The organism is Leptolyngbya sp. BL0902 (genome assembly GCF_016403105.1).
In the GTDB taxonomy this organism is placed as follows: domain Bacteria; phylum Cyanobacteriota; class Cyanobacteriia; order Phormidesmidales; family Phormidesmidaceae; genus Nodosilinea.
This window is the reverse complement of record NZ_CP046155.1, coordinates 2038754-2055710: the sequence shown is the minus strand read 5'-3', so window position 1 is coordinate 2055710 and position 16957 is coordinate 2038754. Positions and strand designations below refer to the sequence as shown.

The 16957-nt window shown below is 58.2% G+C and carries 11 protein-coding genes and 1 pseudogene; 4 read left to right on the top strand and 8 right to left on the bottom strand.

All coding sequences use genetic code 11. From position 1 onward, the window contains the following. Positions 1-1164: 1164 nt before the first annotated feature. Entirely contained in the window at positions 1165-3741 is a 2577-nt protein-coding gene (gene recG, locus GFS31_RS09120) for an ATP-dependent DNA helicase RecG (protein WP_198807853.1), read from the bottom strand. A gap of 80 nt (positions 3742-3821) precedes the next feature. Between recG and GFS31_RS09115 the strand changes: the two are divergent. Then, a pseudogene (locus GFS31_RS09115) lies at positions 3822-4100 on the top strand (transposase); the annotation flags it as partial. A 157-nt stretch (positions 4101-4257) separates the two neighbouring features. On the opposite strand, the gene nrdJ (GFS31_RS09110) reads toward GFS31_RS09115, so the two are convergent. From nrdJ (GFS31_RS09110) to radC, 3 genes are all read right to left on the bottom strand, one after another. After that, on the bottom strand, positions 4258-5322 hold the full coding sequence (nrdJ, locus tag GFS31_RS09110; RefSeq protein WP_317135097.1) for a ribonucleoside-triphosphate reductase, adenosylcobalamin-dependent: 1065 nt from the start codon (positions 5320-5322) through the stop codon (positions 4258-4260). An 876-nt stretch (positions 5323-6198) separates the two neighbouring features. Then, positions 6199-7404, bottom strand: coding sequence for a ribonucleoside-triphosphate reductase, adenosylcobalamin-dependent (gene nrdJ, locus GFS31_RS09105; protein ID WP_317135093.1), 1206 nt, complete (start codon positions 7402-7404; stop codon positions 6199-6201). A 227-nt stretch (positions 7405-7631) separates the two neighbouring features. Further along, positions 7632-8363 (bottom strand): RadC family protein, encoded by a 732-nt coding sequence (gene radC / locus GFS31_RS09100; RefSeq protein ID WP_198807851.1) that lies wholly within the window; start codon positions 8361-8363, stop codon positions 7632-7634. A gap of 104 nt (positions 8364-8467) precedes the next feature. On the opposite strand from radC, the gene GFS31_RS09095 reads away from it, so the two are divergent. Continuing rightward, positions 8468-9040, top strand: coding sequence for a DUF1824 family protein (locus GFS31_RS09095; protein ID WP_225907636.1), 573 nt, complete (start codon positions 8468-8470; stop codon positions 9038-9040). On the opposite strand, the gene GFS31_RS09090 is transcribed toward GFS31_RS09095, so the two are convergent. The 4 genes from GFS31_RS09090 to GFS31_RS09075 form a co-directional block, all read right to left on the bottom strand. Then, complete coding sequence (locus GFS31_RS09090; protein WP_198807850.1) at positions 9037-10422, bottom strand: UDP-glucose dehydrogenase family protein; 1386 nt, start codon at positions 10420-10422, stop codon at positions 9037-9039. The two genes, GFS31_RS09095 and GFS31_RS09090, sit on opposite strands and share 4 nt — an antisense overlap. Before the next feature lie 75 nt (positions 10423-10497). Next, entirely contained in the window at positions 10498-11463 is a 966-nt protein-coding gene (locus tag GFS31_RS09085; RefSeq protein WP_198807849.1) for a UDP-glucuronic acid decarboxylase family protein, read from the bottom strand. A 60-nt stretch (positions 11464-11523) separates the two neighbouring features. Further along, complete coding sequence (locus tag GFS31_RS09080) at positions 11524-12015, bottom strand: DUF427 domain-containing protein (RefSeq protein ID WP_198807848.1); 492 nt, start codon at positions 12013-12015, stop codon at positions 11524-11526. Between the two features lie 40 nt (positions 12016-12055). Further along, a complete protein-coding gene (locus GFS31_RS09075) occupies positions 12056-13996 on the bottom strand; it encodes a caspase family protein (RefSeq protein ID WP_198807847.1) in 1941 nt (646 codons plus the stop codon). Positions 13997-14254: 258 nt separating this feature from the next. Here GFS31_RS09075 and GFS31_RS09070 point away from each other — a divergent pair, with 258 nt between their 5' ends. Further along, a complete protein-coding gene (locus tag GFS31_RS09070) occupies positions 14255-14677 on the top strand; it encodes a hypothetical protein (RefSeq protein WP_198807846.1) in 423 nt (140 codons plus the stop codon). Between the two features lie 88 nt (positions 14678-14765). Further along, entirely contained in the window at positions 14766-16913 is a 2148-nt protein-coding gene (glgX, locus tag GFS31_RS09065) for a glycogen debranching protein GlgX (RefSeq protein ID WP_198807845.1), read from the top strand. Positions 16914-16957 lie beyond the last annotated feature (44 nt).

The following is a 16957-nucleotide window of genomic DNA, read 5'->3' as shown; positions in this document are numbered from 1 at the left end:
CGCCCCCGATAAATCCAGTAGACCTACGCTCTGGCAATCCAGGAAGCAGATTGCTCAAGATGACAGCAATTGACCTATCGCAAACTCAGGTGATAAGCAAGTAGGTTGTCTTGCAAAAAGTCTTAAACACCTCATTTTAAGTCTATTGAATAGACTGCTAATTCTTATTAAGGGACTTTTCTGATCTCGATCTTGCGGTCACAGCCTAGGCGCAAAGAATTGAGCAATGGGTTGACAATAATCTCGCAAATAGACTTAATCATCTTTTTAATAGACTTATTTAGATAATTATGAGTCTTTTTACGAGATATGGTAGCAAATTCGATTTGAACTTGGCTTTATGGGCTCAGTGCGCAGGGCACCTTCTGTACGTGCTGTGCAATGCCTGACTCCATAGCTTCTCGGATGAGGGTGCTTGCGTGTGCATTATTGGCTTGAGGCGCATCACCATCGAAGGCATCTCGCATCAGGTCTTTTAAGTCTCGAAGCTAGACTTTTTATTAGACTGCTTATTCTTGTCTTAAGACTAGTGTCAAATTCTGCTTGGCTACCCTTGATTCGTTTGGGGGTGCCTTGCGTCTCGCCGAGGCGATCAGGGTTTTGATGGGTGGGGCTATCGCCGCGAATGTACCCTGCCGCTTCGCCCTTTGGAGGTCGGGGTGATGAAATTTGGGCTTGGTTTAGCAAGGCAACGTAGTTGAGGTTGGGCGGCTGGCGCGGATTTTTAGGGCAGTTCCAGTGACACCCTTGCTTCGCGGAGGTCCTTGTTGGACATCGCTGGACAGGAAGGTTGCTGGAAGAGTTTGTAGCAGAGCAGAACCCTAGACACCCGTGGATAAAGAGGTTTTTTGAGTAGTTGCCTACACCGCAAACAATCAAAATCCTCAAGCTTCTGTTTTGCAATAGTTTCAGATTCTCTGCCTTATGTCTGGACTGAAATTGGACTAATTTTTCGCTCTCGTTTGGCCTGTTTTATGGCCTAGGATCGGCTTGAGGGTGAGGGTGCTTCAGAAAAGACCTAGGCTAGGGGTGAGGCTTTAAGGGGCATTGTGGCGGGGCAAAGAACCCATCTGTTACGTGCTGAGGTTGGAAAAGCGACTCTCTCCATGGGGCAGTCTTTCGCTAATCAGGGCGCGGATGCCCCTTCATTGTAGGCTGGATCCGCTAGGTCATAATCGCCCCGCCCATAAATTTGTCGTAGCGACGTTGTAGTTCCTTCGCTAACCGAGGCCAGCGGGAGAGAGTAGGGTCTTCGTTCAGTAGAGATTCCGCAGCTTCGCGGGCCAACATGAGAACGTCCTGGTCTTCGATCAAACTCGCTAACGCCAAATCAGGTAGGCCAGATTGTCGGGTACCCAACACTTCCCCCGGCCCTCGAAAGCGCAGATCCATTTCCGCAATAAAGAAGCCGTCCTGGGATTGTTCCAGCACTCGCAACCGTTGCAGGGCATTTTCGCTGCGGCTACTGCTGAGCAACAAACAGAAGGATTGCGCCGCCCCACGACCCACCCGCCCCCGGAGCTGATGCAGTTGCGACAGTCCAAAGCGTTCGGCGTGTTCGATCAGCATCACCGAGGCGTTGGGTACGTCTACGCCCACCTCGACCACGGTGGTGGACACCAGGATATGGGTTTCCTGGTTGCGGAAGGCGGTGATGGCCGCGTCCTTTTCAGCGGAGGACATTTTGCCGTGGAGCAGACCAACCTTAAATTCAGGGAAAATCACCTCGGCGAGGCGCTGGTGCTCGTCCACGGCGGATTTGAGGTCGAGCTTTTCCGACTCCTCCACCAGGGGCAACACCACATAGACCTGGCGACCCTGGGCAATTTCCCGCCGCATTAGGTCGTAGGCGTGGGTGCGGTCTTGGTTGGTGAGCAGGGTGGTTTGGATGGCCTTGCGTCCGGGGGGCAGTTCGTCGATCTGGCTCACGTCCAAATCCCCATGCAATGTTAGCGACAGGGTGCGGGGGATGGGGGTGGCGGTGAGGGTGAGGACGTGGGGATTCGCGCCTTTCTGCATTAGTCGCGCCCGTTGCTGGACGCCAAAGCGGTGCTGTTCGTCGATGCTGACCAGGCCCAGGGCACAGAACTGCACCGGGTCTTCAATCAGCGCATGGGTGCCGACCAGGACTTTCAGTTCCCCCGTGGCCAGTTCCCCCAGAATTTTGCGGCGTTTGGCGGCGCGAGTCGATCCGGTCAGCAGTTCCACGGTCAGGTGCAGCTGATTGAACCAGTCCACCAGTTTGCGATAGTGCTGCTCGGCGAGGACTTCCGTGGGGGCCATCAACGCCGCCTGATAGCCGGACTGGATCGCCGCCAAAATCGCCACCACCGCCACCACGGTTTTGCCTGACCCCACATCCCCCTGCACCAGGCGGTTCATCGGGATGGGCTGTTGCAGGTCAGACAAAATATCGTTCACGACCCGCCGCTGGGCCTCGGTTAACTTAAAGGGCAGGATGCCATAGAAGCGGTCAATCAACTCTCCGGTGGGGGCTAGGGTGATGGCGGTTTGCTGCTGGCGCTGCTGCTGCCGACGACGCAAGAGGCCCAGTTGCAGATAGAAAAACTCATCGAACACCAGGCGGCGGCGGGCCTGGGTCAGGTTTTCCTCGTCATCAGGAAAGTGAATCTGGGCAACGGCGGTTTCCAACGCCACCAACCCCTGGCGCTGCCGCACATCCACGGGGAGAGGATCCTTCACCAACGGCACCGCTGGCAACGAGGCCACCACCACCCGTCGCACCAGGTCAGCCGTCACCCCCTCCGTCAGCGAATACACGGGCACCAGCCGCCCAATGGTGAGGGATTCGATGCGATCACTGAGGCTGTCCAACACCTCCAGGTGCGGATCCTCCAGGGTCACGTTATATTTGCCCTCCTTCACCAAGCCCGACGCCGCCACCACCGCCCCCTGGGGATACTGGCGCTTTTGCTGCTGCTGCCAAGATGGCGTGGCGTAGCGGTTGCCGGGGTAAAAGCGATTTAGCTTGAGGGTGCCGCTGCCGTCCGATAGTTGCAGCTCAAAAATGGTCAGCTTCTTGTTGCGCGGACTGGTAAAACAGTTGACCCGCTTCACCGTGCCCACAATCGTCACCGTCTCCCCCGGCACCAGGTCGCGAATCTTCACCTGCTGGGCATAGTTGATGTGGTCGCGGGGATAGTAGTAGAGCACATCCTGCACGGTGAACAGGCCCAGCTTGGCCAGTCGCTCACTATTCTTGGGGCCAATCCCCTTCAGGTAGGTGAGCGGTTGATCCAACCCAAAGCCAAAGCTATTTGGACTGGTTCCCGCCACCTGCGCCGTCTTAGGGCTACGCTTTGCCGCCGAAGTCGCCACCGTTGCAGATGCCGATGCCGCCGACCTTCCCCCCGTCCCCGCATCCCCCCTGTCCCCTGCGTCCTCCGAACCGTCTCCCCGCCCCCGCTGGGCCTGGGTTTTGCCAAACTGCTCCAGCATCCGCTGGGTGCCGTAGAGAAACCGCCGCGTTTCCGCCACCAAATGCTGCCGTTGGGCAAAGCCCAAATCGCTATAGTCACTATACTTTTGGGCCAAACTCTGCCAAGACCGCTGCTGATCCGGCGGCAACACTCCCGGCGGCTGTTGCAAACTGTCTCGCAAAAACTCGCTGAAGGTCTGCTGTTTGCCCACCAGGTCGTTAAACCCGCTCTCAGCCTCCACCGACAGCGCCCGTTGCAGACGCAGCCAGTCGGGTGAATTTGGTTGCGGATCGGACACCATAGGGCAGGAACAAAAATCGCCAGCGCCTCTAGTATGCCAAGAGACCGGGGCACTAGGTTCTCTAGGGGGCGGGTTATTCTATAGATATAGACACAGAATATAGGTTGATTGAACCCCTGTTACCTCCAGCAAAGCCCGGTGGTCGGCCTCGAACGGTCGGCCTCTGGGCGGTGCTGAACGCTATCTTTTACCTAGTCAAGCAAGGGTGCGGTTGGCAAGACCTACCGAGCGACTTCCCGGTCTGGCAAACCGTCTACACGGACTATCGAGCGTGGGTGAACGACGGCACCTGGGACGCGATCCACAACCGATTACGGGCCTGGGTTCAGGTCTCGGCAGGACGACCGGATCATCCTGCTATTCAGCAGCGCCGCTTGTCCTTGATGCAGCCGAGGCTGATGTAAACAACGTCCTCCCAGATTTTGCCTCAACGGGCTGATCTGAGAGGACGATGGGCTATAAAAACCCCCTAGGTCTGCCTTTTGAGGCATCGACTAGGGGACTTTCCATGCGGATCTACTCCGGCTTTTGTTCCGGCATCATGCACTTGTCGGAGTCGCAGCCAGCGGGGCCAGCTTCGATCAGGTCTCCGGCATCGTACAGCGCTAGGGCTGAGTGGAAATCCGCCGTGCCGCGACGGGCTTCTACCTTCTGACTTTCAGCGTCGTAGGTGGCCTTGTCAATCGGCTCGAAGGGCAACCGGGGGAAGGTTTGCAGGTCGTCGAACCGCGCCAGCAGCGCCGCCGAGATGTAGCCCTCGTCGTTTTGGATGGCTTGGTAAATCCGTTCGCCCAGGGCTTCCAGTTCCGGCTCTCGAAACTCGATGGTGGCCGAGGTGTTGTGGGTGGTGTAGTACTTTTGCACCTGCATGTAGAAGTCGAACTGGGCCGCCGCCGTGAATTTTTCGATGGCGATTTCGTCGGCACCGGGCAGGTTGGCCCAGGGCACTTCTACAGGAATTTCCACCAGCCACTCGGTACAGCGCGGGTCGAAGGGATCATTCAACAGGTTGCCGTTCTCGTCCTTGTCGGACTGGGAGGGCACCACGGAATAGCCGTAGTCGATGCAGGCCATGGCCACGGGGTCGTTCTTGCGGAAGGTAATCCGCCGCAAAAAGCGCTGGGCCTTGGGCGGGTGCCAGCCAGGAGATGCCCCCGTCAGCAGGGATTTCGTCCCCGCAGGCTGCACCGTGGTACAGCGGTTGGGCCGCTTCAACCCGTGACGGTCGCAGTACTCCCACACCACCCGATGGACGATCTCCTTCCAGCGGGTCAGGTAGTCCTGTTCTTTCTGTTTAAACTCCAGCCCCTGCATGGTGTCAGGACGGCCCGCCTCCCACCAGCGCAGCCAGTCTACGCCGAACGCCTGCACAAAGAAGTCGAACAATCCGGTGAAGGACACTCCCACAATCGGATCTTCCAGGCGCGACTGCTGATAGCGGGGCTCGTTAAATTGGTGGTTCAACAGCACCGCCACCGACAGCGCCGCCGCCGTGAAGGCATCCTCTTGATCCTGAAGGTTGCCAGGATCAAGCTGATTCAAATGTACCTCCGCCAAATTGCAATGAAAATCAGCTCCGATGATCTCCAGTTTTTTCTGCTGTTGTTATTGTGACGGCAGAAAAAATGTTGTTACCCTAGAGGCTCTTTATCCCCTAGTTCTACAGATTCATTTCCCTGTAGTTCCGAGTACCTTTTCTACTAAAGAACGGAAGTAGGCCAAGATGTCTTTTCGACTAGCCTGATAGCCAAGGAGCGCTTTACTTAAGGTTCGTTCGTCCTGGATGTTGTATCGCCGAAACACTTCATCGTAAAACGGTTGAAGTATAGGCCGAATCGCGTTGAGCTTGCAGTTTAGAATCGCCTCAGAATTGGCTGTCGCAAACGCTAGGGCTAATTCTTGAATGGATGTAATCACCGCTGGTGTGATTTTTCCTCGGACAGCACTAACTGAACACTTTCGCGAGCAATAAGGAACCGTCTTCTAGCCGAAAATCAGGCTTGTAAGAACCGCCGTTGGAGAGCTGAAAGGTTTTTACTTCATACTCCCAGGCGATGCCTACATGGTCGAGATACCGAGCATAGATATATTCCAAGGTGGACTTGAGATAATACCCGTTGTAATGCCCACAATAGGTTCTTCCGTTCATGACGTAGCCCGACACTCGTGGAGGAATTATAGTCTTTATAGTACGCCAGATCTAAATGGCTAACTATAAAGTTTCATCCTCTACTCTGTACGGTGCCAGCGGGCGTTACCCCAACTGGTTACCACGGGATTAGCATCGCAGCCTTCCCCGTTTTTGCCGGGTTTTTAACGTGAGGCAAAATCATCTACCACACGGATTGAGGCCATAACAGCCCAATCGATGATCGAGCTCTAGCTCGATGCTTGCTGTATCAATTGCCATGAATTCTCTCCAAATCGGTTTCTCCACATCAGACGCAATCTGCGACCCTAACCTTCGCTAGCACCTCGATGCTCAAGCAAAAGCTGCTTGAGATAGGCCCTAGCTTTTTCTTCAGACTCACCATAGAGCTGAATGAACACCTCCTTCTTTTCGGCAGTATTGAGCAAATCTGCATTCGACCGGGCAATGGCCTCTCCAGCCCACTGAATTGCGCCCTCGCCGGAATAGAACTGCTTCCGCACCGAGTCTACACAATCTTGCAGGCTGGGCTTTTCGTGGAAGACGCGGGTGTGGTTGGCCATCCGCAGCACGTCCCGTTCGGGGTCGATGCGCCAGTTGCCCTCGGCATCTTGTTGCCAGAGGTTGTCCTTGGCCCCAGCCGCTAGGTCGTCATTGCTGTCGAATTGCCTCATTCCCGCTGATCTTCGGATATTACCTGCTACCACACAGGCGGCGGCTTCGTCGATTAGCAGGCAGCACTCGACGGAATTGAGCTGGCGACCGAGGGCTTTGTTGAGGATGTTAGCGCAGCGGTCGTACAGCAGCGAGAGGCGGATGGGGTTGGCCACACCGCCGAAGCCCTTGAGTTTTTCCCCGGCAGGGCGCACATCGCGCAGGTCGATGGTGACTTCCACGGTGTCGGTGAAGCGCTCATCGGTGGAGAGTTCCAGCAGGGTTTGGTAGGACTGCACCCAGCCCTGGCGGCTGTCGCCCACACGAATGTTGACCTGGTTGCCGTCGATGGAAACTTCGGTGATTTCCCGGCGTTCTTCGGCGGGGGTTTCGCCAATGTCGCCGCCCATGGTGACGCTGATGCGGTTACGGATGGCGGGGATTTGGTTGATGTATTTGGGTTCCAAAATAGCCCCAGTGCCGCAGCCCATCATGGCCAAGTCCATCATCAGGCCAAAGGCGCGCCAGTCTACAACGTTGGTGCTGGTGCAGTTGTAGGCTCCAGAGAAGTTCTCAGGTTGCTTGCTCCAGGCGGTGCCGCCCACCCACAGCCAACGACCAGAGGGCAGGGCTTTCACCTGACGCTGCATCCGGTTGAGCAGTTCAACCTCGTCATCGGTGAGGTTGCCCAGTTCTTTGAGCCCTTCGAGGGTGCGGTCACAGACTTGATCCCAGGTTTCCCGTTGCCCCGGCACCACCTCGCCTCGACGGCTATAGGTACGGTAAAACACCGGGAATGCGGCAGGGGCGGCTTCGGGGAACGGCCCTTGCTGCCGAGTACGGGGAATTTCTTGAACCATGGGAGAGCCTTGCAGGAATAGAGTAAGCAGCTTTCCATGATACCCAATTCTCCTCGATTTAGTGTTGTCCTGCGATACAGAACCTTATATGACGCTAAATCTAGCCCCCGTCCGTAGCACTGCACAGCAGTATCTAGGGGTGCATTGCTTCGCGAATGGCACCCTACGGTTCGTCCCATTCGTTTTCGCTCCCAATACCTTAATCCCTAGCCCCTAATCCCCAATTCCTAGGCTCCTTGGGGAGTTTCTTGCCAGAGTTGGGTGGTTTGGCGCAGGCTGCGGTAGTCGCCGTTGCCGAGGATCAGGTGATCCAAAACGGGGGTGGCGAGGATTTGTGCGCCCTGAAGCAGTTGGCGGGTGAGGGAAAGGTCTTCGGGGCTGGGGTCGAGGTTGCCGCTGGGGTGGTTGTGGGCCACGATGCAGCGCACGGCTCCGTGGCGAATCACTTCTTTGAAGATTTCGCGGGGGTGAGCCAGGGTTTCGGTGGCGGTGCCGATAGTGATCACCTTGGTGCCCAGCAGGCGATGGCGGATATCCAGCAGTACCACGGCGAAGCGCTCCTGGGTTTGCCACATCAGGTCGTGGCTGAGGGCGGCGGCGGCGATGGCAGGATCATCTACCACGGTTTTTTCGGGGGGAATGGCCTGGAGGACGCGCTTACCGAGTTCGATGGCGGCGATGATGGTAGTCGCTTTGGCGGGGCCAACGCCCGGAATGCAGGTGAGGTCGTGGGCGGTCATGTCGCGCATGGCGGAGAGGGGATCCCGCTGGCTATGGCCCATTTCCTGCAAGATTAATTGCCCCAAACCCACCGCCGAAAGTTTGCCGGGGCCTTGCCCGGTTCCTAGTAAAATAGCCAGTAGTTCCGCTGTGGACAGACTCTTAGAGCCGTAGGACAACAATCGTTCGCGGGGGCGATCACTGGACGGCATATCCAACACTCGGACGTGGTAAGTCATAGCTGAAGTGCACCTTATAATCCCTAGGCGACGGGTATTTGACCCAGGATTAGTAAGCCCAAGTAGCGGCTTCGATGGAACCCCCTAGGCTAGGGTTACGCCAATTGGCTAAATTGTCCTGGGGAGGGTTTGACCTCGATGCTCGGTGGGATCTCTGGTTTTTAGGCCCCACGGCATCCTCCACCCGCCGACGTCAGCCTTCTACCCCCATCGCCTGTCTAAGTTCCCTGTCCAGTTCCCTTGCTGAGGACACCATGGTTTCGACCCATCCCACCGCCGATCTCGCTGCTATCCGTAAGCGGCTGAATGTTTTGAGTTGCCTAAAGACGCCTCCCGCACTGAGCGCAGCTGACCTCGATCAGATGCGCCAAGACTTGGCTACCTTCAACGATTTGTCCGACTACCAAACCCTTGGCATTTGTGCCGATACCCTCTCTGAGGCCAAGGAGGCGATGGAGTCATTTTTGGCGGCCCTAGGAGTGACGGTGACGCTGGATTTGCCAACGCGGGAAGGAGCCGTTTACCTCAAGTTCAACACCCTTAAAGGAGCCTGGTATCTGGATGACTACAGCGGCCCATCGCGGGGCGTACTGATTACCTTCCACAGTTCAGAACCCGAATATGCGGAACTTGTGGGCACCTACGGCCCCTTTCCCTTCACCCTATTTCGGCCCTAGTGGCCAATGCCGACGTACTGGAATCCGGCCTGCCCTAGGGCTTCGCGGTCGAGGCAATTACGCCCATCAATGAGGATGGGGCTGTGCATGCGCTGGGCTAGGGCGGCGTAGTCTAGGTCTTGGAATTGGGCCCAGTCGGTGACGAGGACGAGGGCATCGCAGCCGTCGGCTAGGTGGAGAGCATCGTTTTCTACAATCACCCCGGTCAGGCCGTGGCGCAGGCCGCTTTGGGAGACGATGGGGTCGTAGGCTTTTACCTTGGCCCCTAGGCGGTTAAGCTGCTCAATGAGAATCAGCGACGGGGCATCGCGCATGTCGTCGGTGTCGGGTTTGAAGGTGAGCCCCAGCAGGCCGATGGTTTTGCCCTTGAGGATTTTCAACACCTGCTGAAGTTTTTCGAGAACGATCAGCCGTTGGCGCTGGTTGACGGCCACAGACGCCTTCAGCAGTTGAGCCTCATAGCCGTAGTCCTCGGCGGTGTGGATCAGGGCCGCGACGTCTTTGGGAAAACAGGAGCCGCCCCAGCCCAAGCCCGCCTGGAGGAACTTTTGGCCAATGCGAGAATCTAGCCCAATGCCCGCCGCCACCTGGGTCACGTCGGCCCCCACCCGGTCGCAGATATTGGCGACCTCATTAATAAAGCTGATTTTGGTGGCGAGGAAGGCGTTGGAGGCGTACTTCACCATCTCCGCCGAGCTGATATCCGTGACCAAGACAGGCACAGGGTCGCCACCGGGCACCTCGCGATACTGGCCCGACACGATGGGGGCATAGAGCTGCTGCATCATGTCCACAGCGCGGGGGCTGTTGCTGCCCAGCACAATCCGGTCGGGGTTGAAGGTGTCGTAGATGGCGGAGCCTTCCCGCAGAAATTCTGGGTTGCTGACCACATCAAAGTCGGCGGTGACGGTTGAGGCGCTGCATTCGGTGCTGCCTGCGGCCACGGGCACGGCCTGCCGTTCGGCCACCCCGTCTAGTACGATCATGCGCACCCAGTCTCCAGACCCGATGGGCACCGTGGATTTATTCACAATCACCTTATAGCTGCCGTTGAGGTGGGTACCAATGCCCTTGGCCACGGCTTCGACGTAGCGGGTGTCGCTTTCGCCGTTGGGCAGCGCCGGAGTTCCTACCGCAATGAACAGAATTTCGCCGTGATCTACCCCCTGCTTGAGCTCGGTGGAAAACTGGAGATGCCCCGCCGCCATGGAGGACTGCATCAGATCCGAAAGACCCGGCTCAAAAATGGGAGACTGCCCCGACTGCATCAGCTTCACTTTTTCTTCGTTCACGTCGATGCAGATCACATCATGGCCAACATGGGCTAAACACACCCCGGTAACAAGACCCACATAGCCCGTGCCAATGACGCATACACGCATGTTCAGAACTCCTCACTAAATCAACCAGCGGAAATATTGCAGACGGAAAATGGCAGCCGAAAAATTATCGCATCCCTAGGCCGAGGTCACGGACGGGGTGGCCGTGGCGTTCGTTTCCTCCATCCGCTGGCGAAAATCGGCAATGGTGCGAGTCAAGCCCTCTTGAAGGGGCACCGTGGGGCTCCAGTGGAGGAGGGTTTTGGCTTTGGTGATGTCGGGCTGGCGGCGCTGGGGATCGTCCTGGGGCAGGGGTTTGTAGACGAGTTCGGCGTCGGGGTTCACCATGGTTTGCACTGCTTGGGCTAGCTCTAGGATGGTGTACTCATCGGGATTGCCGAGGTTGACTGGGCCAACATAGTCGCTGTTCATCAGCCGAATTAAGCCATCGACGAGATCGGATACGTAGCAGAAACTACGGGTTTGGCTCCCGGTGCCGTAGACCGTCAGGGGAATACCCTGGAGGGCCTGCACTACAAAGTTGCTCACCACCCGGCCATCATTTTCTAGCATCCGGGGGCCGTAGGTGTTGAAGATTCTCGCCACCCGAATATCCACATTATTTTGACGATGGTAGTCAAAGGAGAGGGTTTCCGCGACGCGCTTGCCTTCGTCGTAGCAACTGCGAATGCCGATAGTGTTAACGTTGCCCCAGTAGTCTTCGGTTTGGGGGTGAACTAGGGGGTCGCCGTAGATTTCTGAGGTGGAGGCCAACAAAAACCGAGCCTTCACCCGCTTGGCCAACCCCAGCATATTCAAAGTGCCAATCACGTTGGTTTTGATGGTCTTCACCGGGTTGTACTGGTAGTGCACCGGGGAAGCCGGACAGGCGAGGTGATAAATCTGGTCAACCTCCAGGCGAATCGGCTCCGTCACATCGTGGCGAATGCAGTCAAAATAGGGATGATCCATCCATTTCAGGACGTTTTGTTTGCGGCCCGTATAGAAGTTATCGAGGCAAATGACCTCATGGCCTGCGGTCATCAGCCGATCAATCAGGTGGGAACCGATAAACCCGGCCCCTCCAGTGACTAAAATTCGCATAACGGGTTGCCTAGAAATCGGTGGAGGTGTGCCTCCAAGGTACCCCAGTTGGGAACCCGACTACCAGCCCCAGGTGCCCATACCGCCCTTAAACGGCCCCACAATATCTGATGTGATCCAGCCGCCATAGAAGTCTCCGGGCTGGGCCTGCACCTGCTCGTCGTCTACATAGCAGGCGTCCATTTTGCCGGGATACACCGCGATGTAGTGGGCAATGTCCCGGAAAGGCCCGGTGGGCTCTGGGTAGTACCAAGCGCCGTTTTCCACCTGACGATTGCCCACGGTGATGGTGTAGTAGGCCGCCATTCCCTTCCACTCGCAAAAGCTGGCCTTGGTGGTGGGCTGAAAGTAGGCCATCTGCACATCCTCCGGCGGGAGGTAGTACACCGGGGGATGGCTGGTTTCTAGCACGCGCTGGGGGCGGCAAGAGTCGGCGATGACCTCGCCGTTAAACACGACCCGAATACGACGGGGGGAGGCTTCTAGGCGGGGCGGACGGGGGTAGTCCCAAACAGATTCTTGACCGGGGCCAGGGGGGATGGGGGTGGGCATGGTGTCCTAGGATCAGGAAGATAAGGAGTATGGGGAAGCCCTACTGCCCCTGCCAGGTCTGAATTTCCTGCTGGGCTTGGTCGTAGGCGCTGGTGTTGGGGGGCACTCGCTCGGCGGCGGCAATGGCTCCGGCCACGTCTCCAGCGGCGGCGCGGGCGCGGGCAATCACTAGAATATCCTGGCTCCACTGGCTAATGCGCTCCTGGGCCACGGGGTATTCTGGGTAGTCTGCCGGGATTTGCTGCACCAAAACAATGGCATCCCTAAAGGATGTCGCCTGATCCGGCTGGAGCATCCCCTGGGCCTGTTGCAGCAGTTGGCGGTTGGTTTGGCGCTGCTGCCAGCGTTGGATGGACGCCTGGGCCTGGGCGTAGGTCTCGGCTTGGTCAGCGGGGACTAGGCTGGCGGCGGCGATGGCTCCATCAAAATTTCCAGCGGCAACGCGGCCCTCGGCTAGGTCTAGGATCACCTGGCTCCAGCGGGCGATGTCGGCCTGGGCACGGTCGTATTGAGGATCGCCCACAGGCACTTGACGGGCGCGTTCAATGGCGTCGTTAAACAGCGAGGCGGGCACGGGCTCCACCAAACGGCGGGCATCGTTGAGGATCACCTCCCCCGTTACCACAGCGCTGGCTTGGCCAGCTTCGGCCTGGGCTACTAGGGCATCAAAGTCCTCCGGTCGCTCCCCTTCAGGAATTTGATTGAGCCAGGTGAGCGCTTCCCCAAACTGGCGACCTGCTAGAGCTTGGCGGGCCAGCCCCAGCGCCGTTGGCCCGTCGATGGTGGTGCCCGGAAAGAGGGGGTTAGGCGTTGGCGGGGCCGTTTCTTCGGCGGGGGCTTCCCCAGGGGAAACGTCGGTGGTCTCACCCCCGTCGGGCAGCGGTGTTAAAGGCGCTTCGGTTCCTGGTAGATCTGGCGTAGGGGTACGGTTGCCCCAAAAGACCGCCTGATTCCGCAGTAATACCCCCAACAGCAGCACCCCTGCCCCCAGGATGGCCCACTGTGGCCAGCCCGGAGCTTGGGTCTTGGGTGGGGGGGCCGTTTCCTCAGTCTGGGTTGCTGGGGTTGCCGTAGGTGCGCCACCGTCCGCCGCTGTTACCAGAGGCTCCTCGGCAGCAGCTAAGCTCGCGGGTAGTGAGGGCGGCACCAGGGCCGAGGGCGGCACAGAAGGGCCATCCACCAGGGGGACGCCATCGCCGAGGATGGGGGGCGCAAGGCTGGGGCCTCCGGCAATGGTGCCCGCCGCCGCTGGAGGCACCAGCATCAAAAACCGCTGGGCGGCTGGAATCACCGCTACAGGGTGCTGCTCCGGTCGCCAGTGGTGGCGGCAGAGTTCGGGCACGCGGGTAGCCAAATAGTCGGCCAGTTGGGTGAGGGTGAGGCACCCGTGGAACCGCAGCCCTTCGAGCATGGCTTCGGTAAATAGCCCGTGACGAACAGCCAGGGTTTCTTGGGAAAATTCTTGGGGCTGGCAGGACAGCAGCAGCGGAATTTCCAAGTCCTGAGCCAGTTCTAGGGTTTGCTGCCCCAAACGCGAGGGGGCAATGGCCGACTGGGGACGGTTCATATCCAACATCACCAACACCTGAGAGGCGGCTCCCTCCGTCAGGGTTTTGAATACATCCGCGATCAAAATCCCGGTCTGCACAATGCGGCTGGGGTCGGCATCAATGGGCAGCAGATAATCTTGCCCTTCCCAACTCACCCCATAGCCGCTGAAGAAAAACAAAAGGGTATCGTTGGCCCCGGCCTTGGCCACCGTCTGGCTCAGCCGTTGCAGCAGCACATCGCGGCTGGGAAACGCCGCCCCCTGATACACCATGGGCGAGACATCCGTGAGCAGGGCACAGGCATCGGGAGCCAGCCCCGCCTCCTGCACCAGGAAATCCTTCAGCTCAATGGCGTCAAACTGCGCGTACATCAGCGGCTGAAGCTGTTGGTATTGGTTGATGCCGACAACTATCGGCCAGTGGCTAGCCATGCCTGGGGGGAGTCTCCGTGAAATTTACCTGCCATAGTAGCGCCTACCTCCGAGAGAGGAGCAGGAAACCCCACGTTATTTTATGGTCTGGATTTTTTCGTCTGACCTGGGCGCAGTTGGCTGAAGCGTTTCCCGCTCGGCTCGATACAATGGAACTTAGCCCAGGCCAGCGCGTCTTGGGGCAGAGCATCCCCTTGGGGTTGCTTTATCCTGCTTGTCCTGCCAGGGAATCCCACAACTGTTTCGGAGGAAGGTGTCATGGCTCGCTATCGTATTCCACGTCGGCGCGCTACATCCACGGGGCCGTGGCGGCGAGGATTCCTACAGCTAGCCCTAGCCCTGACCTTGAGTATGGGGCTGGCGGGTGTGCCGTTGGCGGTGGCTCCCCCCGTTGCCGAAGCCTACACCTCCCGGCTCAACCTGTTCCTAGTGCGGGAAGAAAACGAAAGCTTTGAAACCTTCCTGCGTCGATCAGAAATCATCGCCCGCGCCGGAGTGCAGCGCAGCTTTGACAGCGACGTGCTGATGACCGATGTGGTTGTCACTATCATCGGCGAAAGCCAGGGGCTCTCCATGCCCGTGCTTGCTGTGGCCGTTAGCCGCCGCGATTGGCAGCGCCAACCCGATGTGCTGTCTTGGGTGCAGTATTACCCCGCCGCCCGCGCCCTACTCCTGCCCTAAGAGCGGCTCGCACCTCTCCGCCAGCCCCCATAGCCCGATAGGGGAAGCCTGTTAAGCTGAACGTAGCCGTTTATCCTGCTGTGGCACCATGACCATGACAGTCTGGCCGGGGCGTCCCCATCCCCTCGGCGCAACCTGGGACGGGCAAGGCACCAACTTTGCCCTGTTCTCCGAGAATGCCACCGCCGTTGACCTGTGTTTGTTTGATGCAGCGGGACAGGAAACCCGCCTTCCCCTAACGGAGGTGGAAAACTACGTTTGGCATGGCTATGTGCCCGGAATACAGCCCGGACAGCGCTACGGCTATCGCGTCCACGGCCCCTACAATCCTGAAATGGGGCATCGCTTCAATGCCCATAAATTGTTGATCGACCCCTACGCCCGTGCCCTGGATGGCGATGTGCAGATGCATCCCGCCACCTTTGGCTACAACATGGCGGAAATTGCCGAAGACGATACCGATCTCTCCTTTTCGGCAACGGATAGCGCCGCCTATATGCCGAAGGGCATTGTGATTGACCCTAGCTTCGATTGGGGCGATGATCGTCATCCCGATACCCCTTGGCACCGCACCGTCATCTACGAAGCCCACGTGAAGGGCATTACCCAACGCCACCCAGACCTGCCGGAGGAACTGCGCGGCACCTATGCGGGATTAGCCCATCCGGTGATGATCGACTACCTCCAAAGCCTGGGCATCACCGCCATCGAGTTGCTTCCGGTGCATCATTTCCACGCCTTTCCGGGGCACCTGGCCGGAACCGGACTGCGGAACTACTGGGGCTACGATTCCCTCAATTACTTTGCCCCCTACACGGGCTATAGCGCCACCGGAACGGCAGGCCAGCAGGTGAACGAGTTTAAGCGCATGGTGAAGGCGCTGCACCGAGCGGGCATCGAGGTCATCCTCGACGTGGTCTACAACCACACGGGGGAGGGCAGCCACCTGGGGCCAACCCTGACCCTGCGCGGCATCGACAACGCCGCCTACTATCGCCTGGTAGAGGATGCGCCTCGGTACTATATGGACTTCACGGGCTGCGGCAACTCCCTCAACGTGCGCCATCCCCAGGTCCTCAAGCTGATTATGGATAGCCTGCGCTACTGGGTGCAGGAGATGCACGTCGATGGCTTCCGGTTTGACCTGGCCTCGGCCCTGGCACGGGAACTCTACGAAGTGGACAGCCTCGCCGCCTTTTTCGACATCATCCACCAAGACCCCGTCCTCTCGACCACCAAGCTGATTGCCGAACCCTGGGACATTGGCGAGGGCGGCTATCAGGTGGGCAACTTTCCGCTGTTGTGGTCGGAATGGAACGGCAAATACCGCGATTCTCTGCGAGACTTTTGGCGCGATCACGACTGTCGTTTGGGGGAATTTGCCTTTCGGATTACGGGCAGTTCCGACCTCTACCAGGCCAACGGCAAGCGGCCCCACGCCAGCATCAACTTCATCACCTGCCACGACGGCTTTACCCTGCGCGATCTGGTCAGCTACAACGAGAAGCACAACGAAGCCAACCAAGAGGATAACCGCGACGGCGAAAGCTACAACCGCTCCTGGAACTGCGGCGAAGAGGGCGATAGCGATGATCCCGACATCCTGGAACTGCGCCAACGGCAACAGCGTAATTTTCTGACGACACTCCTCCTCTCCCAGGGCGTGCCCATGCTGCTGGGGGGCGACGAACTGGGCCGCAGCCAGGGCGGCAACAACAATTCCTACTGCCAAGACAGCGAGATTTCCTGGTTCAACTGGCACCTCACGCCGGAAAATCAGCAGCTTCTAGACTTCACCCGCCGCCTGATCCAGCTTCGCCGCCAGCACCCCAACCTGTCCCGCCGCCACTGGTTCCAGGGCCGTGAAATCCACGGTTCCGGCATCCACGACATCGGCTGGTATAACCCCAGCGGCCAAGAAATCACCGAAGACCAATGGAATGAGGGTGAGGCCAAGGCCATCTGCGTCTTCTTCAACGGAGCCGAACTGATGGCCCCCAACCGTCAAGGGGAACGGGTCGTAGACGACAGCTTTTTGCTGATATTCAACGCCCAATCCAAAGCCCAGGAATTCCACATCCCAATTACCCTCCAGCAAAAGGCCTGGACGCTGGTACTCGACACCCAAAAGGACACAGGCTTTGTGGAGGATGCCCACAGCTACATCCCCGACGAAGTCATTACCCTGGCGGATTTTTCCGTCGTCGTCCTGCGCTGCCAGCAGTGTTTCCAGTAGCCTGTGATGCTCCCGTGAGCGTAGTTTTTTCGGTGAAAAGGATT

Coding starts and splice junctions, on each gene's coding strand:
- recG (WP_198807853.1), bottom strand. CDS start 3,741: ATGGTGTCCGATCCGCAACCAAATTCACCCGACTGGCTGCGTCTGCAA.
- nrdJ (WP_317135093.1), bottom strand. CDS start 7,404: ATGGTTCAAGAAATTCCCCGTACTCGGCAGCAAGGGCCGTTCCCCGAA.
- radC (WP_198807851.1), bottom strand. CDS start 8,363: ATGACTTACCACGTCCGAGTGTTGGATATGCCGTCCAGTGATCGCCCC.
- GFS31_RS09090 (WP_198807850.1), bottom strand. CDS start 10,422: ATGCGTGTATGCGTCATTGGCACGGGCTATGTGGGTCTTGTTACCGGG.
- GFS31_RS09085 (WP_198807849.1), bottom strand. CDS start 11,463: ATGCGAATTTTAGTCACTGGAGGGGCCGGGTTTATCGGTTCCCACCTG.
- GFS31_RS09080 (WP_198807848.1), bottom strand. CDS start 12,015: ATGCCCACCCCCATCCCCCCTGGCCCCGGTCAAGAATCTGTTTGGGAC.
- GFS31_RS09075 (WP_198807847.1), bottom strand. CDS start 13,996: ATGGCTAGCCACTGGCCGATAGTTGTCGGCATCAACCAATACCAACAG.
- GFS31_RS09070 (WP_198807846.1), top strand. CDS start 14,255: ATGGCTCGCTATCGTATTCCACGTCGGCGCGCTACATCCACGGGGCCG.
- glgX (WP_198807845.1), top strand. CDS start 14,766: ATGACCATGACAGTCTGGCCGGGGCGTCCCCATCCCCTCGGCGCAACC.